The following is a 15155-nucleotide window of genomic DNA, read 5'->3' as shown; positions in this document are numbered from 1 at the left end:
CGGGCCGCGGATCAGGAGAGCACGGCGAGGCCGTCGAGTTCGACCATGGCCTCCTCGTCCCAGAGGCGCGTGATGCCGATGACCGCCATGGCCGGGTAGTCGCGGCCGGCCAGGGCGCGCCAGATGCGGCCGAGCTCGGGGGCGTGGTCGCGGTAGGCCGCGACGTCGGTGGTGTGGACGGTGAGCCGGGCGAGGTCGGCGGGGGTGCCGCCGGCCGCCTGGAGCGCGGTGAGCAAATTGATCAGGGCGTGCTCGAACTGGGCGGGGAGCGTGTCGCCGACGACCTTGCCCCCCGAGTCGAGCGCGGTCTGGCCCGCGAGGAGGACGAGGGTGCGGCCGGTGGCGGTGACGGCGTGGCTGAAGCCGGTGGGCGGGGAGAGCTCGGGCGGGTTGATCCGGTGCAGGGTCATGCGAAGAGCTCCTTGGCGATGATCGACCGCTGGACTTCGGTGGCGCCTTCGTAGATACGCGGTGCGCGGACCTCGCGGTAGAGGTGTTCGAGAAGATGGCCGCGCTCCAGGGCGCGGGCCCCGTGGATCTGGACGGCGGCGTCGACGGCGTACTGGGCGGTCTCGGTGGCGAAGAGCTTGGCCATGGCGGAGCTGCGGGCGGTGCCGGGCGCGCCGGAGTCGTAGGCCTCGGCGGCGGCGTAGACCAGCAGGCGGGCGGCCTCGGTGCGGGTGGCCATCTCGGCGAGGGTGTGCGAGACGGCCTGAAGGTCCTTCAGGGGCGCGCCGAAGGCGGTGCGGGTGGCGGCGTGGACGGTGGCCGCGTCGAGTGCGGCCTGCGCCATGCCGACGGCGAAGGCGCCGACGCTGGGGCGGAAGCGGTTGAGGGTGGTCATGGCGACGCGGAAGCCCCGGTCGACCTCGCCGATCACGTCACCCTCGCCGACCGGCACGGCGTCGAAGAGCAGCCGGCCGATGGGGTGCGGCGAGAGCATGTCGAGGCGTTCGCCGGTGAGGCCCGGTCGGTCGGCGGGGACCGCGAAGGCGGTGACGCCGCGGGCTCCCGCGCCGGGGGTGGTCCGGGCGAAGACCGTGTAGAGGTCGGCTTCGGGGGCGTTGGAGATCCAGCACTTCTCGCCGCTGAGCCGCCAGCCGCCCTCCGGCGCGGGCTCGGCGGCCAGTTCGAGGGCGGCGGCGTCCGAGCCGGCGCCCGGTTCGGTGAGCGCGAAGGCCGCGACGGCCTCGCCGGAGATCACGCGAGGGATCCAGCGGGCGGCCAGCTCCGGGGAGTCCAGCAGCGGGTGGGCGCCCAGTCCCTGGAGGGCGAGGGCGGTCTCGGCCTCGGTGCACTCGCGGGCCAGGGACTCCCTGAGCAGGCAGAGGTCGAGGGCGGTTCCGGGGAAGAGCCGTGCGAGCAGGCCGAGTTCGCCGAGGGCGGCGAGCAGCGGCCGGTTGACGCGCCCGGATTCGCCCGCCTCCGCCAGCGGCCGGAGCCGCTCGGCGGCCCAATCACGGACCTGTGCACACCACTTGAGCTGTTCCGAGTCGAGCGCGAACGATGCCACGCGGCACCTCCCGTATCGCGTACCGTTGACTGCCGTCACAAACACGTTACGCTGAATCCGTCCGCAACCAGGTGCCAACGAGGGGCGAACCCGCCATGGACCTGCTGCCATCAGCACACGTGGACACTTTCCCGCGGGATCACCTCCCGCCGCGTGACCAGTGGCCCGTCCTGACCCGAGACCTCCCCGAGCTGGCCTATCCCGACCGGCTCAACTGCGGTACCGAACTCCTCGCCACCGGCCTGCCCGGCGCGCCGTGCCTGCGGATGCCGGGCGGCGAGGTCTGGTCGTACGCGGACCTGCGCGCCGCCGCCGACCGCATCGCGCACGTGCTGACCGACGACCTGGGGGTGGTTCCCGGCAACCGCGTGCTGCTGCGCGGGCCCACCACGCCCTGGCTGGTGGCGTGCTGGTTCGCCGTCATGAAGGCGGGCGCTGTCGCGGTGACCGTGCTCGCGGCGCACCGCCCGCACGAGCTGGCGACGATCTGCGCGATCGCCGAGGTCCGGCACGCGCTGTGCGACATCCGCTCGGTCGACGACCTCGCCAAGTGCGAGGCGCCCGGGCTGCGCATCGCCACGTACGGCGGCGAGGCCCCGGACGACCTGCTGCGGCTCACCGCGGGCAAGCCGGACTCCTTCCCCGCGGTGGAGACCTCCGCCGACGACGTCGCGCTGATCGCCTTCACCTCCGGCACCACCGGCCGCCCCAAGGGGTGCATGCACTTCCACCGGGACGTCCTGGCGATCGCCGACACCTTCTCCGCCCGCATACTGGAACCCCGCGCCGAGGACGTGTTCGCCGGCAGCCCGCCGCTGGGCTTCACCTTCGGGCTGGGCGGGCTCGTCGTCTTCCCGCTGCGCGTCGGGGCGTCGGCGCTGCTGCTGGAGCAGGCCGGTCCCGAGCAGCTGGCCCGCGCCGTCGCGGAGCACCGGGTGACCGTGCTGTTCACCGCGCCCACGGCCTACCGGGCCATACTCGCCTCGCACGGCTCCCGTGACCTGTCCTCGCTGCGGCGCTGCGTCTCGGCGGGCGAGAACCTGCCCGAGGCGACCTGGCAGGCCTGGTACGAGGCCACGGGGCTGCGCATCATCAACGGCATAGGGGCCACGGAGCTGCTGCACATCTTCATCTCCGCCGCCGACGACGTGATTCGGCCGGGCACCACGGGCCTGCCGGTGCCGGGCTACCAGGCGCGGGTCGTCGACCCCGTGACGCTGTCCCCCGTGCCGGACGGCGAGCCGGGGCTGCTCGCGGTGCGCGGCCCGACGGGCTGCCGCTATCTGGCGGACGAGCGGCAGCGGGAGTACGTCCGCGACGGCTGGAACATGACCGGCGACACCTACGTACGCGAGCCGGACGGCTACTTCCGCTACGTGGCCCGCGCCGACGACATGATCATCTCGTCCGGTTACAACATCGCGGGCCCCGAGGTCGAGGAGGCGCTGCTGCGCCACCCGGATGTACGAGAGGCGGCGGTGATCGGCGTGCCGGACGACCAGCGCGGCCAGATCGTCCGGGCCTTCGTCGTGCTGCGGGACGGCCCGCCGGGCGACGAGCACACGGTCGAGGCGCTGCGCGCCTTCACCCGCGAGGAGATCGCGAGCTACAAGTGCCCGCGCGAGATCGTCTTCCTGGAGGCCCTGCCGCGCACCCCGACCGGGAAACTGCAACGCTTCCGGCTGCGCGACCTACAGTGATCACGTGACCGAGCACACCCCGAGTTCGCTGATCGTGACCTTCTTCGGCGCCTACGGCCGGGCCGACGGATGGGACGGTCGGATACCCGTCGCCGGGCTGATCCGGCTGATGGGCGCGGTCGACGTGGACCCGCAGTCGGTGCGCTCGGCGGTCTCCCGGCTCAAGCGGCGCGGCCTGCTGGAGTCGGACCGCGTCGGCGGCGCCGCGGGCTACGCCCTGTCCGAGGACGCACGGCAGCTGCTCGCCGACGGCGACCGACGGATATACGGGCACCCGGGAGACGGCGGCGCCGGGGGCCCGGGGACCTGGGTGCTCGCGGTCTTCTCCGTCCCGGAGAGCGAGCGCCACAAGCGGCACCTGCTGCGCTCGCGGCTGGCCCGGCTCGGCTTCGGCACCGCCGCGCCGGGCGTGTGGATCGCGCCCGCCCGCCTCCACGAGGAGGCCCTGCACACCCTGCGCCGGCTCGGCCTGGACACGTACGTCGACCTGTTCTCGGGCACCCACCTCGGCTTCGAGCCGACGGCCACGGCGGTGCGCCGCTGGTGGGACCTGGACGCCATAGCCGAACGGCACCACGCCTTCCTGGACGCCCACGAGCCCGTCCTGCGCGCCTGGGCCGGCCGCGGCACGCCCGCCCCCCAGGAGGCCTTCGCGGACTACCTGCGCGCCCTCGACTCCTGGCGCCGCCTCCCCTACGCCGACCCGGGTCTGCCGCCCGCCCTCCTGCCGTCCGACTGGCCGGGCGGCCGCGCCGCGGCGGTCTTCGAGGGCCTGCACGAGCGGCTCCGCGAGGCGGGCGCGGAGTTCGCGCGAACGGATCGCGGCCCTGCGTGACCGCGCTCCCCGGTGATCGTTGGCACAGGCACACGCCCGCACGGCGATTCAGGGGGACGCGCATGACGGCTCGACCTGGGCAGGACTGTTCGACAGCGGGTGAGGCGGCCGTACTGGCCGCGTTCCTCGAACTCGTCGTGCCGGAGGGCTACCGCGCGGAACTGATCGAGGGAGAGATCGTCGTCGCCTCGCCACCCGACCCGACGGGGCACTTCCGTGGACAGCCGCCCTGGGCCGGACCTGCGGGAGTGGTGATGGCGGTCCGGGTGACGACGGCGCGCCCGGCGAGGGACCGCGGTCCGAGACGACGCGGCTACGCGGCCGCCGGCATCCCCTTCTACCTGCTCGTGGACCGCACCGAAGGCACCGTGACTCTCTGCAGCGAGCCGGACGCCGAGGACTACCGCCAGGACGTCCGGGTGCTCTCCGGCAAGGAGCTCGACCTCCCCGAGCCGTTCGCGTTCGCCCTCGACACCTCCCTCTTCGCCTGACCCGCGCCCGGCGGCCCCTCACAGGTCCAGCGTCAGCCGGGGCCGGGGCGCGTCCGTGCGGCCGGTGGACGGGCGGCGGCTGCCCGCCTGGTACGGCAGGGGCCAGGGGGCGCCGGGGCCGGTGTAGCCCTGTTCGGCGGCGGCGTGGAGCGTCCAGTTGGGGTCGTAGAGGTGGGGGCGGGCGAGCGCGCACAGGTCGGCGCGGCCCGCGAGGATCAGGGAGTTGACGTCGTCCCAGGACGAGATCGCGCCCACGGCGATGACGGGGACGCCGAGTTCGTTGCGGATGCGGTCGGCGTAGGGGGTCTGGTAGGAGCGGCCGTAGTCGGGGCGCTCGTCGGGGACGACCTGGCCGGTGGAGACGTCGATGGCGTCGGCGCCGTGGGCGGCGAAGGCGCGGGCGATCGCCACCGCGTCGTCGGCGGTCGTGCCGCCCTCGGCCCAGTCGGTGGCGGAGATGCGGACGGTCATCGGACGGTCGGCGGGCCATACCTCGCGGACGGCGTCGAAGACCTCCAGCGGGAAGCGCAGCCGTCCGGCCAGGTCGCGGCCGTAGGCGTCGGTGCGCCGGTTGGTGAGCGGGGAGAGGAAGGACGACAGCAGGTAGCCGTGGGCGCAGTGCAGCTCCAGCAGGTCGAACCCGGCGCGGGCGCCGCGCGCGGCGGAGGCGGCGAACTGCTCCCGGATCGCGGCGAGCCCGGCGGCGTCCAGGGAGTGCGGGACCTGGCTGACGTGGGGCTGGTACGGCAGCGGGGAGGGGGCCGCGAGCGGCCAGTTGCCCTCCAGGAGCGGCTGGTCGATGCCCTCCCACATCAGCCGGGTGGAGCCCTTGCGGCCGCTGTGGCCGAGCTGGAGGCCGATCGCGGCGCCGGGCCGGGCGTGCACGAAGCCGGTGACGCGGCGCCAGGCGGCCTCGTGCTCGTCGTTCCACAGCCCGGCGCAGCCCGGGGTGATGCGGCCCTCGGGGCTGGCGCAGACCATCTCGGTCATGACCAGGCCGGCGCCGCCGAGCGCGCGGGCGCCGAGGTGGACGAGGTGGAAGTCGCCGGGGGTGCCGTCGGTGGCGGAGTACATGTCCATCGGCGAGACGACGACCCGGTTGCGCAGGGTCAGCCCGCGCAGGGTGAACGGGGTGAACATCGGCGGGGTGCCGGGTTCCGTGCCGAACTCCCGCTCCACGGAGGCGGTGAACTCCGCATCGCGCAGCCTGAGGTTGTCGTGGGTGACCCGGCGGCTGCGGGTGAGCAGGTTGAAGGCGAACTGCCGGGGCGGCTGGCCGGCGTACTGCTCCAGCGACTCGAACCACTCCAGGCTGGCCCGCGCGGCGCGCTGCGTGCTGGCGACGACCGGCTTGCGTTCGGCCTCGTACGCCTCCAGCGCCTCGGGGACGCCGGGCTGCTCGCGCAGGCAGGCGGCGAGGGCGAGGGCGTCCTCCATGGCGAGCTTGGTGCCGGAGCCGATGGAGAAGTGCGCGGTGTGGGCGGCGTCGCCGAGCAGCACGATGTTCCCGTGCCGCCAGCGCTCGTTGACGACCGTGGTGAAGGCGATCCAGCGCGAGCGGTTGCCGCGCAGGCCGTGGCCGTGCAGGGCGTCGGCGAAGATCTTCTCGCAGCGGGCGATCGACTCGGCCTCGTCCAGCCGGTCCAGTCCGGCGCGCTGCCAGACGTCCTCGCGCATCTCGACGATGAAGGTGCTCGCGTCCGGCCGGTACGGGTAGCCGTGGGCCTGCATCACGCCGTGCTCGGTCTCGGCGATCTCGAAGCGGAAGGCGTCCAGGACGAGGTCGGTGGAGAGCCAGATGTAGCGGCAGCGGTGGCCGGTGAGGGTGGGCCGGAAGACGGCGGCGTGGGCCCCGCGGGTGGCGCTGCTGGCGCCGTCGGCGGCGATGACGAGGTCGTGGTCGCGCGCCAGCCGGTCGGCGGCCGGGGCGAGCTCGCGGGTGCGGACGGACACGCCGAGGTCGCGGCAGCGGTCGTGGAGGACCGCCAGCAGCGTGCGCCGGTCCACCGCCGCGAAGCCGTGGCCGCCGGAGGTGACGGCACGGCCGCGGTGGTGCACGTCGATGTCGTCCCAGCGGGTGAACTCGCGCTCCAGGGCACGGAAGACGACGGGGTCGGCGTGCTCGATGCCGCCGAGCGTCTCGTCGGAGAGCACGACGCCGAAGCCGAAGGTGTCCTCGGGTGCGCCGCGCTCCCAGACGGTGATCTCCCGTTCCGGGTCGAGGCGCTTGAGCAGCGCGGCCGCGTAGAGCCCGCCGGGGCCGCCGCCGATGATGGCCACTCGCACGGCTAGCGGCCCTTCCAGTTGGGGCTGCGCTTCTCGGTGAACGCGGCGTGGAATTCGGCGTAGTCCTCGCTGGTCATCAGCAGCGCCTGCGTCGCGGCGTCCATCTCCACGGCGGCGCCGAGCGGCATGTCGAGTTCGGCGGTGAGCAGGGCCTTGGTCTGCTGGTACGCCAGCGCGGGGCCCGCGGCCAGCCGCTTGGCGAGCGCGGCGGCGCTCGCGTCGGCCTGCCCGTCGTCGACGAGTTCGCTCACCAGGCCGATGCGTTCGGCCTCGGCGGCGCCGACGGTGTCGCCGAGCATCAGCAGCCGGGTGGCGTGGCCGAGGCCGACGATGCGGGGCAGCAGGTAGGCGGCGCCCATGTCGGCGCCCGCGAGGCCCACCTTGGTGAAGAGGAAGGCGAAGCGGGCCGAGCGTTCCACGATCCGGAAGTCGGAGGCGAGGGCGATGACGGACCCGGCGCCCGCCGCGACGCCGTGGACGGCCGCGACGACGGGGAAGGGGGCCTCGCGGATGGCCCGCACGACCTGGCCGGTCATGCGGGTGAAGTCGAGGAGCCGGCCGGCGCCCATGGCGAGGGTGGCACCGATGATCTCGTCGACGTCACCGCCGGAGCAGAAGCCGCGGCCGGCGCCGGCGAGCACCAGGACGCGGGTGTCGCCGTGGTGCGGGAGTTCGGTGAGCAGGTCGCGCAGGTCGGCGTAGGCGTCGAAGGTGAGCGCGTTCAGCTTCTCCGGGCGGTCGAGGGTGACGGTGACGACGCCGTCGGCGCGCTCGACCCGCAGATGCCGCCATTCCTCGGTACGGCCTGCGGAGCCTCGATAGGGGCTCATGGGCACGTCCTCCTTCACGGGGGAGGCAGGCTTGCCAACACCGCGAAGTTATCACTCCTTCGTGACCGCCGTCACGAGTGCGCGATATGCGAGGCGGCTCACGCGCCTCCCAGCGTGGCGACGAGGACGGCCTTGATGGTGTGCATCCGGTTCTCGGCCTGGTCGAAGACGATGGAGTGCGCCGACTCGAAGACCTCGTCGGCGACCTCCAGCGAGGTCAGCCCGTGCCGTGCGTGGATCTCCCGGGCGAGGGTGGTGCCCAGGTCGTGGAAGGCGGGCAGGCAGTGCATGAACTTCACGTCGGGGCGGCCGGTCGCGCGCAGTACGTCCATGGTCACCGCGTACGGCTTCAGCAGGGCGATCCGCTCGTCCCAGACCTCGGCGGGCTCGCCCATCGACACCCACACGTCGGTGTGGACGAACTGCGCGCCGGCGACGCCCTCGGTGACGTCCTCGGTGAGCGTGACGCGGGCCCCCGTGGCCTCGGCGAGGCGCCGCGCCTCGGCCACGACGGCCTCGTCCGGCCACAGCTGCCTGGGGGCCACGATCCGTACGTCCATGCCGAGGAGGGCACCGGTGACCAGCAGCGAATTGCCCATGTTGGAGCGGGCGTCGCCGAGGTAGGCGTAGGCGATGCCGCCGATGTCCCCGAGGGGCCGGCCGGAGTGCTCGGTCATGGTGAGCACGTCGGCGAGCATCTGGGTGGGGTGCCACTCGTCGGTGAGGCCGTTCCAGACCGGCACCCCGGCGTGGGCGGCCAGCTCCTCGACGACCTCCTGGCCCGTCCCGCGGTACTCGATGCCGTCGAACATCCGGCCGAGCACGCGGGCGGTGTCCTTCACCGACTCCTTGTGGCCGAGCTGGGAGCCGGACGGATCCAGGTAGGTCGTCGAGGCGCCCTGGTCGGCCGCGGCGACCTCGAAGGCGCAGCGGGTGCGGGTCGAGGTCTTGGCGAAGATCAGGGCGATGTTCCTGCCGTTCAGCCGCCGGACCTCGGCGCCCGCCTTCTTGGCCGCCTTCAGCTCGGCGGCCAGCTCCACCAGCCGGCGGAACTCCTCGGGGGCGAAGTCCAGCTCCTTGAGGAAGTGGCGGCCCGTGAGGTCGATGGCCATGGGGGCTCCTAGGTCGGGGTCGGCCGGATGCCGAACATGAGTGCGCCGGAACCATGGAAGTCTATACGACGAAACGCATCCTTATACAGTTCCCAGCGGGCCCGCCCGGATCGCCCCCCGTCAGACCGGGTCCCGCTCGATGGGGCAGCTCATGCAGCGCGGGCCGCCGCGGCCGCGCCCCAGTTCGCTCCCGGGGATCTCTATGACCTCGATGCCGCGCTTGCGCAGGAACGTGTTGGTGGTGACGTTGCGCTCGTAGGCCAGGACGACGCCCGGCTCCAGAGCGAGGACGTTGCATCCGTCGTCCCACTGCTCGCGCTCGGCGGAGTGGACGTCCTGGGTCGCGGTGAGCACACGGATGTCGTCGAGGCCGAGGGCCGCCGCGATCGCCCGGTGCATGTGCTCCGGTGGGTGATCGGTGACCTTCAGGTCGCGCTCCCCCGCGCCGGGCTCGATGGTGTACGAGCGCAGCATGCCCAGGCCCGCGTACTTGGTGAAGGTGTCGCCGTCCACCATGGTCATCACGGTGTCCAGGTGCATGAAGGCACGGCGCTTGGGCATGTCCAGGGCCACGATCGTGGTGGCCGACCCGGCACTGAACAGGCGCTGGGCCAGCATCTCCACGGCCTGCGGCGTGGTGCGCTCGCTCATGCCGATGAGGACGGCGCCACTCCCGATCACCAGGACGTCCCCGCCCTCGATGGTGGAGGGATAGGCCGCCTGGCCCTCGGACCACACGTTGAAGGAGCCGCCCGCGAAGAGCGGGTGGTGGCGGTAGATCGCCTCGTAGTGGATCGTCTCGTGCCAGCGGGCGGGCCAGCGCATCGCGTTGATGCTGACCCCGTCGTAGACCCAGGCCGAGGTGTCCCGGGTGAAGATGTGGTTCGGCAGCGGGTTGAGCAGGAAGTCGTCCAGGTCCATCACGTGGAAGCGGACCGAGGTCGGCTCGGCGAACCGGGCCAGGAACTCCCGCTTGGTCATGCCGCCGACCAGCGCCTCCGTCAGCTCGGCCGCGGACAGCTCGTCGAAGGCGGCGCGCAGGTGGTCGGTGACCACCGGCCCGTACTCCTTCTCGTGGAAGACCCGGTCCAGGACCATGCGCCGGGCCTCGGGCAGGGCCAGCGTCTCGCTCAGCAGATCACCGAAGAGGTGCACCACCACGCCCCGGTCGCGCAGCACGTCGGCGAAGCCGTCGTGCTCGGCGCGGGCCCGGCGCACCCACAGGACGTCGTCGAAGAGCAGGGCGTCCTTGTTCGACGGCGTGAGCCTTTTCAGCTCCAGGTCGGGGCGGTGGAGGATGACGCGGTGCAGCCGCCCGGCCTCGGAGTCCACATGGAATGCCATGGAGCTAGACATTCCCACTTGGCAAGGGTTTACCGCCAGGGAGGGGCGGGCACCCGGGTGCCCGCCCCTCGCCCTTCACAGCCGGGGGTCCACCGGCTCGGACTCCAGCGCCAGGACCGCGAAGACGGCCTCGTGCACCCGCCACAGCGGCTCGCCCGCGGCCAGCCGGTCCAGCGCCTCCAGGCCGAGCGCGTACTCACGCAGCGCGAGGGAGCGCTTGTGGCCCAGCCCCCGGGAGCGCAGTCGGGCCAGCTGGTCGGGCCGGGTGTACTCCGGGCCGTAGATGATCCGCAGATACTCCCGGCCCCGGCACTTGATGCCCGGCTGGACCAGGCGGTTGCCGTCCTCGGTGCGCAGCAGGGCCTGGAGCGGCTTGACGACCATGCCCTCGCCGCCGGCCTCGGTCAGCTCCAGCCACCACCGGGTGCCGGCGGCCACCGACTCCTCGTCCCCGGTGTCGACCAGCATCCGGCGGGTCTCCTGGAGCAGGCCCGTCGGGTCGTGGGCGACCAGGCGGTCGATGAGCGCCAGCTGCTCGTCGTGCGGGAGCGCGGCGAGGCTGCGGCCCTGGACGGCGAGGATCTGGAAGGGCGCGAGGCGCACCCCGTCCAGGCCGTCCGTCGTCCAGCAGTAGCGCCGGTACGCCTCGGTGAAGGCCGCGGCGTCCGCCGAGCGCTCGCGCTGCCGCTGCAGCAGGCCCGTCACGTCGGTGCCGCGAGCGGCGGCCGCCTCCAGGGCGGCGAGCGCGCCCGGGAAGACCGCGCCGGAGGCGGCGCCCACGGCGGCGTACTGCTTGCGCAGCAGGCCGGAGGCCTTCAGCGACCAGGGCAGCAGCTCGGCGTCGAGCAACAGCCAGTCGCTGCCGAGCTCGTCCCACAGGCCGGCGGCGGTGACGGAGGCCCGCAACCGCTCCAGCACCTGCTCGGTGACGGCCGGGTCGTCGAAGAACGGGCGGCCCGTGCGGGTGTGCAGAGCGCCCGTCACGCCGTCGGTCACCCCGAAGCGCTCACGCGCCGTCTCCGCGTCGCGGCAGACCAGCGCCACGGCGCGGGAGCCCATGTGCTTCTCCTCGCACAGCACCTGGCCGACGCCGTCCGCGCGGTGGGCGGCGAACGCCTCGTGCGGATGCTCCAGGTATCCCTCGAGCTGCGAGGTGGCGCACGGCGACATCGTCGGCGGCAGGTACATCAGCAGCCGCGGGTCGACCGCGAAGCGGCTCATGACCTCCAGCGCGGCGGCCGCGTTCTCCTCGCGGACGGCGACCCGGCCGTGGTGCGCGGTCTCCACGATCCGGCGGCCGGAGACGTCGGCGAGGTCGAGCGGACGGCCGTCGTGCCCTCCGGGGGCCTGGGCGGCGAGCGGCTTGGCCGGCTCGTACCAGACCCGCTCGGCGGGGACGTCGACGATCTCGCGCTCGGGCCAGCGCAGGGCCGTCATCCTGCCGCCGAACACGGCACCGGTGTCCAGGCAGATCGTGTTGTTGATCCACGAGGTGCTCGGCACGGGTGTGTGCCCGTAGACGACGGCGGCCCGGCCGCGGTAGTCCTCGGCCCACGGATAGCGCACGGGCAGGCCGAACTCGTCGGTCTCGCCGGTGGTGTCGCCGTACAGGGCGTGCGAGCGGACCCGGCCGGAGGTGCGGCCGTGGTACTTCTCGGGCAGGCCGGCGTGGCAGACGACGAGCTTGCCCCCGTCGAGGACGTAGTGGCTGACCAGTCCGTCGATGAACTCCCGGACCTGCTCGCGGAAGGCGGGGTCCTTGGCGTCCTCCTTCTCCAGCTGCTCGACGGTCTCGGCGAGGCCGTGCGTGTGCTGGACCTTCTTGCCCTTGAGCCAGCGGCCCAGCTTGTTCTCGTGGTTGCCGGGGACGCACAGGGCGGTGCCGGAGGCGACCATCCCCATGACACGGCGCAGCACTCCGGGGCTGTCCGGGCCGCGGTCGACGAGGTCGCCGACGAAGACGGCGGTGCGGCCCTCGGGGTGGACTCCGTCGACGTAGCCGAGCTTGCCGAGCAGGGTCTCCAGCTCGGAGCTGCAGCCGTGGATGTCACCGACGATGTCGAACGGCCCGGTGAGGTGGCGCAGGTCGTTGAAGCGGCGCTCCAGCACGACCTCGGCCGCGTCGACCTCCTCGACGCCGCGGAGGATGTGCACCTTGCGGAAGCCCTCGCGTTCCAGCTGCCGCAGGGAGCGGCGCAGCTCGCGCTGCTGGCGCTGCACGACGTGGCGCGGCAGGTGGGCGCGGTCGGGGCGGGACGCGTTCCGCTCTCTGCAGACCTGCTCGGGGACGTCGAGGACGATGGCGATGGGCAGCACGTCGTACTCGCGGGCGAGCCGGACGAGCTGACGGCGGCTCTCCTGTTGGACGCTGGTGGCGTCGACGACGGTGAGCCGGCCGGCGGCCAGCCGCTTGCCGGCGATGTAGTGCAGGACGTCGAAGGCGTCGCCGCTGGCGCTCTGGTCGTTCTCGTCGTCGCTGACCAGGCCGCGGCAGAAGTCCGAGGAGATCACCTCGGTGGGCTTGAAGTGGCGCCGGGCGAAGGTCGACTTGCCCGAGCCGGTGGTGCCGATCAGGACCACGAGGGACAGGTCGGTCACCGGGAGAGTGCGCGTGCCGGTCATGCGGATGTGACCTCCTTCGCGGTCATCGTGAAAACTGCCATCTGGGTCGGCGGGCCGACCTCGGGGTCGTCGGGGCCGACGGGGACGAACCGCACGCCGTAGCCGTGCCGTCCGGCCACCTGCTCGGCCCAGGAGCGGAACTCCTCGCGGGTCCACTCGAAGCGGTGGTCCGCGTGCCGGGCGTGCCCGGCGGGCAGCGTCTCCCAGCGCACGTTGTACTCGACGTTCGGCGTGGTCACGACCACGGTCGCGGGCCGTGCCGAGCCGAAGACGGCGTACTCCAGGGCGGGCAGCCGCGGCAGGTCGAGGTGCTCGACGACCTCGCTGAGCACCGCCGCGTCGTACCCCTTGAGCCGGGCGTCGGTGTACGCCAGCGAGCCCTGCATCAGCCGCACGCGGGAGGACTGCCGCTCGCCCATGCGGTCCAGCCGCAGCCGTCGCGCCGCCTCGCCCAGCGCCCGCACCGACACGTCGACGCCGACGATCTCGGTGAAGCGGACGTCCTTCAGCAGCGCGCCGACCAACTGGCCCTGACCGCAGCCGAGGTCGAGGACACGGCCGGCTCCGGCGTCACGCAGCACCGCCAGGATCGCGTCGCGCCGCTGCACCGCCAGCGGCAGCGGCTTCTCCTCGGTGTCCACCTCCTCGTCGACCGCGTTGTCCAGTTCCTCGGGCTCGCTGTCGTCGGCCTCGGCGAGCCGGGCCAGTTCCAGCCGCTCCATGGCCTGCCTGGTCAGGGACCAGCGGCGGGACAGATAGCGGCTGGTGATCAGCCGCTGTTCCGGGTGACCGGCGAGCCAGCCGTCGCCCATCCGCAGCAGCTTGTCGACCTCGTCGGGCGAGACCCAGTAGTGCTTGGCGTCGTCGAGGACCGGCAGCAGCACATACAGATGCCGCAGCGCCTCGGACAGCCGCAGCTCGCCCTCCAGCGCCAGCCGTACGTACCGCGACTCGCCCCACTCGGGGAATCGCTCGTCCAGCGCGACCGGTTCGGCCCCGACGGTCCAGCCCAGCGGCTCGAACAGCCTCCGGACCAGGGCGGCCCCGCCGCGGGCGGGCACGGCCGGGATCTCGATGCGCAGCGGCAGCGGCTGCGCCACCCGCTCCGGGCGGGCGTCGCAGACACCCTTCAGGGCGCTGGCGAACACCGTGCGGAGGGCGACCGCGAGCAGCGACGAGGCCGCGTACGGCCGGTCGTTGACGTACTGGGCGAGCGCGGAGTCGGGGGCTCCGCCCCGGCCCTTGCCCTTGCCCCGCCGGACCAGCGCCACGGGATCGACCTCCAGCAGCAGCGCGGCCGTGCACTGCTGCTCCGACGCCACGGGGTAGAAGACGTGGGCGTCGCCGTAGGAGGTCGAGAAGACCTGGGCCTTCTCCGGATGCTTGTGCAGCAGGAAGCCGAGGTCCGTGGCGGGCATGCCGCCGCTGCCGGTGGTCGTTATCGTCAGGAACACCGCCCGAGTATCGCCCGGCCGCCACCCTCCCGAACAGCGCTTTTCCCCGGCCGCGGGGAGAGTGCGGCGGCCAGGGCCGCTATCTGCGCGGGTCCGACCCGGCAGCATCCCCCGATGAGCCGGGCCCCGGCCCGCTCCCAGTCGCGCACGTGTACCGGATCGAAGGCGGATCCGCCGCGCCAGTCACGGGCCCGCTCGTGCCACCTCTCGCCGCTGTTGGGGTAGACGACCACGGGCAGGTCCACGGTGGCCGCGGCGATCTCCACCGCGCGGCCGGCGTCCGCGGGGGCGCAGCAGTTGACGCCCACGCCGATCACCGCGTCCGAGTCCGCGGCGATCCGGAAGGCCTCCTCCAGCGGCTGGCCCGCCCGGGTCGCCTCCCCCTCGACGCTGTAGCTCAGCCAGACCGGCACCCCGAGGCCGTCGACGCCCCGCAGCAGGGCCTCCGCCTCATCGGTGTCCGGCACGGTCTCCAACGCCAGGACATCGGGACCGGCCTCGGCCAGCGTCTCCAGCCGGGGCCGGTGGAAGCGCTCCAGCTCCGCGACGCTCAGCCCGTAGCGGCCGCGGTACTCACTGCCGTCCGCGAGCATCGCGCCGTACGGTCCCACCGACGCCGCCACCCACACGTCGTCGCGGTCGCGGGCGGCGGCACGGGCGAGGGCGACGCTGCGCCGCAGCAGGGCGCCGGCCTCCACCCGCCCGATGCCGCGCCCGGCGAAGCCCTCGTAGGTCGCCTGGTAGCTGGAGGTGATGAGCACCCGCGCGCCCGCCCTCACATAGGCGATGTGGGCCGCCTCGATCTGCTCCGGCGCGTCGGCGAGCAGCCGGGCCGACCAGAGCGCGTCGGACAGGTCGCAGCCCTGGTCGGCGAGCTGGTTGGACAGGCCGCCGTCGAGGACGACGGTGCCCTCGGCGAGGGCTTGTGCCAGGGGCCTGGTGGGTGCGGGCATCGCGGGTGCTCCTTG

Annotated in this window: 12 protein-coding genes; 3 read left to right on the top strand and 9 right to left on the bottom strand. The window is 73.3% G+C overall.

Annotated elements, in window-relative coordinates:
* Positions 1–11 precede the first annotated feature (11 nt).
* Both ACWDAS_RS13385 and ACWDAS_RS13380 read right to left on the bottom strand, forming a co-directional pair.
* Complete coding sequence (locus ACWDAS_RS13385) at positions 12–410, bottom strand: RidA family protein (RefSeq protein ID WP_450389346.1); 399 nt, start codon at positions 408–410, stop codon at positions 12–14.
* Positions 407–1513, bottom strand: coding sequence for an acyl-CoA dehydrogenase family protein (locus ACWDAS_RS13380; protein ID WP_450389344.1), 1107 nt, complete (start codon positions 1511–1513; stop codon positions 407–409). Before ACWDAS_RS13380 ends, ACWDAS_RS13385 begins: the two co-directional genes overlap by 4 nt.
* Positions 1514–1608: 95 nt before the next feature.
* Here ACWDAS_RS13380 and ACWDAS_RS13375 point away from each other — a divergent pair, with 95 nt between their 5' ends.
* The 3 genes from ACWDAS_RS13375 to ACWDAS_RS13365 all read left to right on the top strand — a co-directional run bounded on the left by ACWDAS_RS13375 (position 1609) and on the right by ACWDAS_RS13365 (position 4539).
* The gene (locus tag ACWDAS_RS13375) at positions 1609–3213 is read left to right on the top strand and encodes an AMP-binding protein (RefSeq protein WP_450389342.1); all 1605 of its coding nucleotides are present in this window, start codon (positions 1609–1611) and stop codon (positions 3211–3213) included.
* A 4-nt stretch (positions 3214–3217) separates the two neighbouring features.
* Positions 3218–4048 (top strand): PaaX family transcriptional regulator, encoded by an 831-nt coding sequence (locus ACWDAS_RS13370; RefSeq protein WP_450389340.1) that lies wholly within the window; start codon positions 3218–3220, stop codon positions 4046–4048.
* A gap of 62 nt (positions 4049–4110) precedes the next feature.
* On the top strand, positions 4111–4539 hold the full coding sequence (locus tag ACWDAS_RS13365) for a Uma2 family endonuclease (RefSeq protein WP_450389338.1): 429 nt from the start codon (positions 4111–4113) through the stop codon (positions 4537–4539).
* An 18-nt stretch (positions 4540–4557) separates the two neighbouring features.
* On the opposite strand, the gene ACWDAS_RS13360 is transcribed toward ACWDAS_RS13365, so the two are convergent.
* The 7 genes from ACWDAS_RS13360 to mmuM all read right to left on the bottom strand — a co-directional run bounded on the left by ACWDAS_RS13360 (position 4558) and on the right by mmuM (position 15140).
* The gene (locus tag ACWDAS_RS13360; RefSeq protein WP_450389336.1) at positions 4558–6825 is read right to left on the bottom strand and encodes a bifunctional salicylyl-CoA 5-hydroxylase/oxidoreductase; all 2268 of its coding nucleotides are present in this window, start codon (positions 6823–6825) and stop codon (positions 4558–4560) included.
* Positions 6826–6827: 2 nt separating this feature from the next.
* The gene (locus tag ACWDAS_RS13355; protein ID WP_450389334.1) at positions 6828–7655 is read right to left on the bottom strand and encodes an enoyl-CoA hydratase family protein; all 828 of its coding nucleotides are present in this window, start codon (positions 7653–7655) and stop codon (positions 6828–6830) included.
* A 98-nt stretch (positions 7656–7753) separates the two neighbouring features.
* Positions 7754–8767: an ornithine carbamoyltransferase gene (argF, locus tag ACWDAS_RS13350; protein ID WP_450389332.1), complete on the bottom strand. Its 1014-nt coding sequence runs from the start codon at positions 8765–8767 to the stop codon at positions 7754–7756.
* Positions 8768–8887: 120 nt separating this feature from the next.
* Positions 8888–10111, bottom strand: a complete 1224-nt coding sequence (locus ACWDAS_RS13345) for an arginine deiminase (RefSeq protein WP_450389330.1) — start codon at positions 10109–10111, stop codon at positions 8888–8890.
* Positions 10112–10186: 75 nt separating this feature from the next.
* A complete protein-coding gene (locus tag ACWDAS_RS13340) occupies positions 10187–12733 on the bottom strand; it encodes a polynucleotide kinase-phosphatase (protein WP_450389328.1) in 2547 nt (848 codons plus the stop codon).
* A complete protein-coding gene (locus ACWDAS_RS13335; protein WP_450389327.1) occupies positions 12730–14187 on the bottom strand; it encodes a 3' terminal RNA ribose 2'-O-methyltransferase Hen1 in 1458 nt (485 codons plus the stop codon). The genes ACWDAS_RS13340 and ACWDAS_RS13335 overlap by 4 nt, the downstream gene beginning before the upstream one ends.
* On the bottom strand, positions 14178–15140 hold the full coding sequence (gene mmuM, locus ACWDAS_RS13330; RefSeq protein WP_450389325.1) for a homocysteine S-methyltransferase: 963 nt from the start codon (positions 15138–15140) through the stop codon (positions 14178–14180). The genes ACWDAS_RS13335 and mmuM overlap by 10 nt, the downstream gene beginning before the upstream one ends.
* Positions 15141–15155: the final 15 nt, after the last annotated feature.

The organism is Streptomyces sp. NPDC001070, from assembly GCF_053598835.1.
This window is presented reverse-complemented; position numbering and strand designations above follow the sequence as displayed.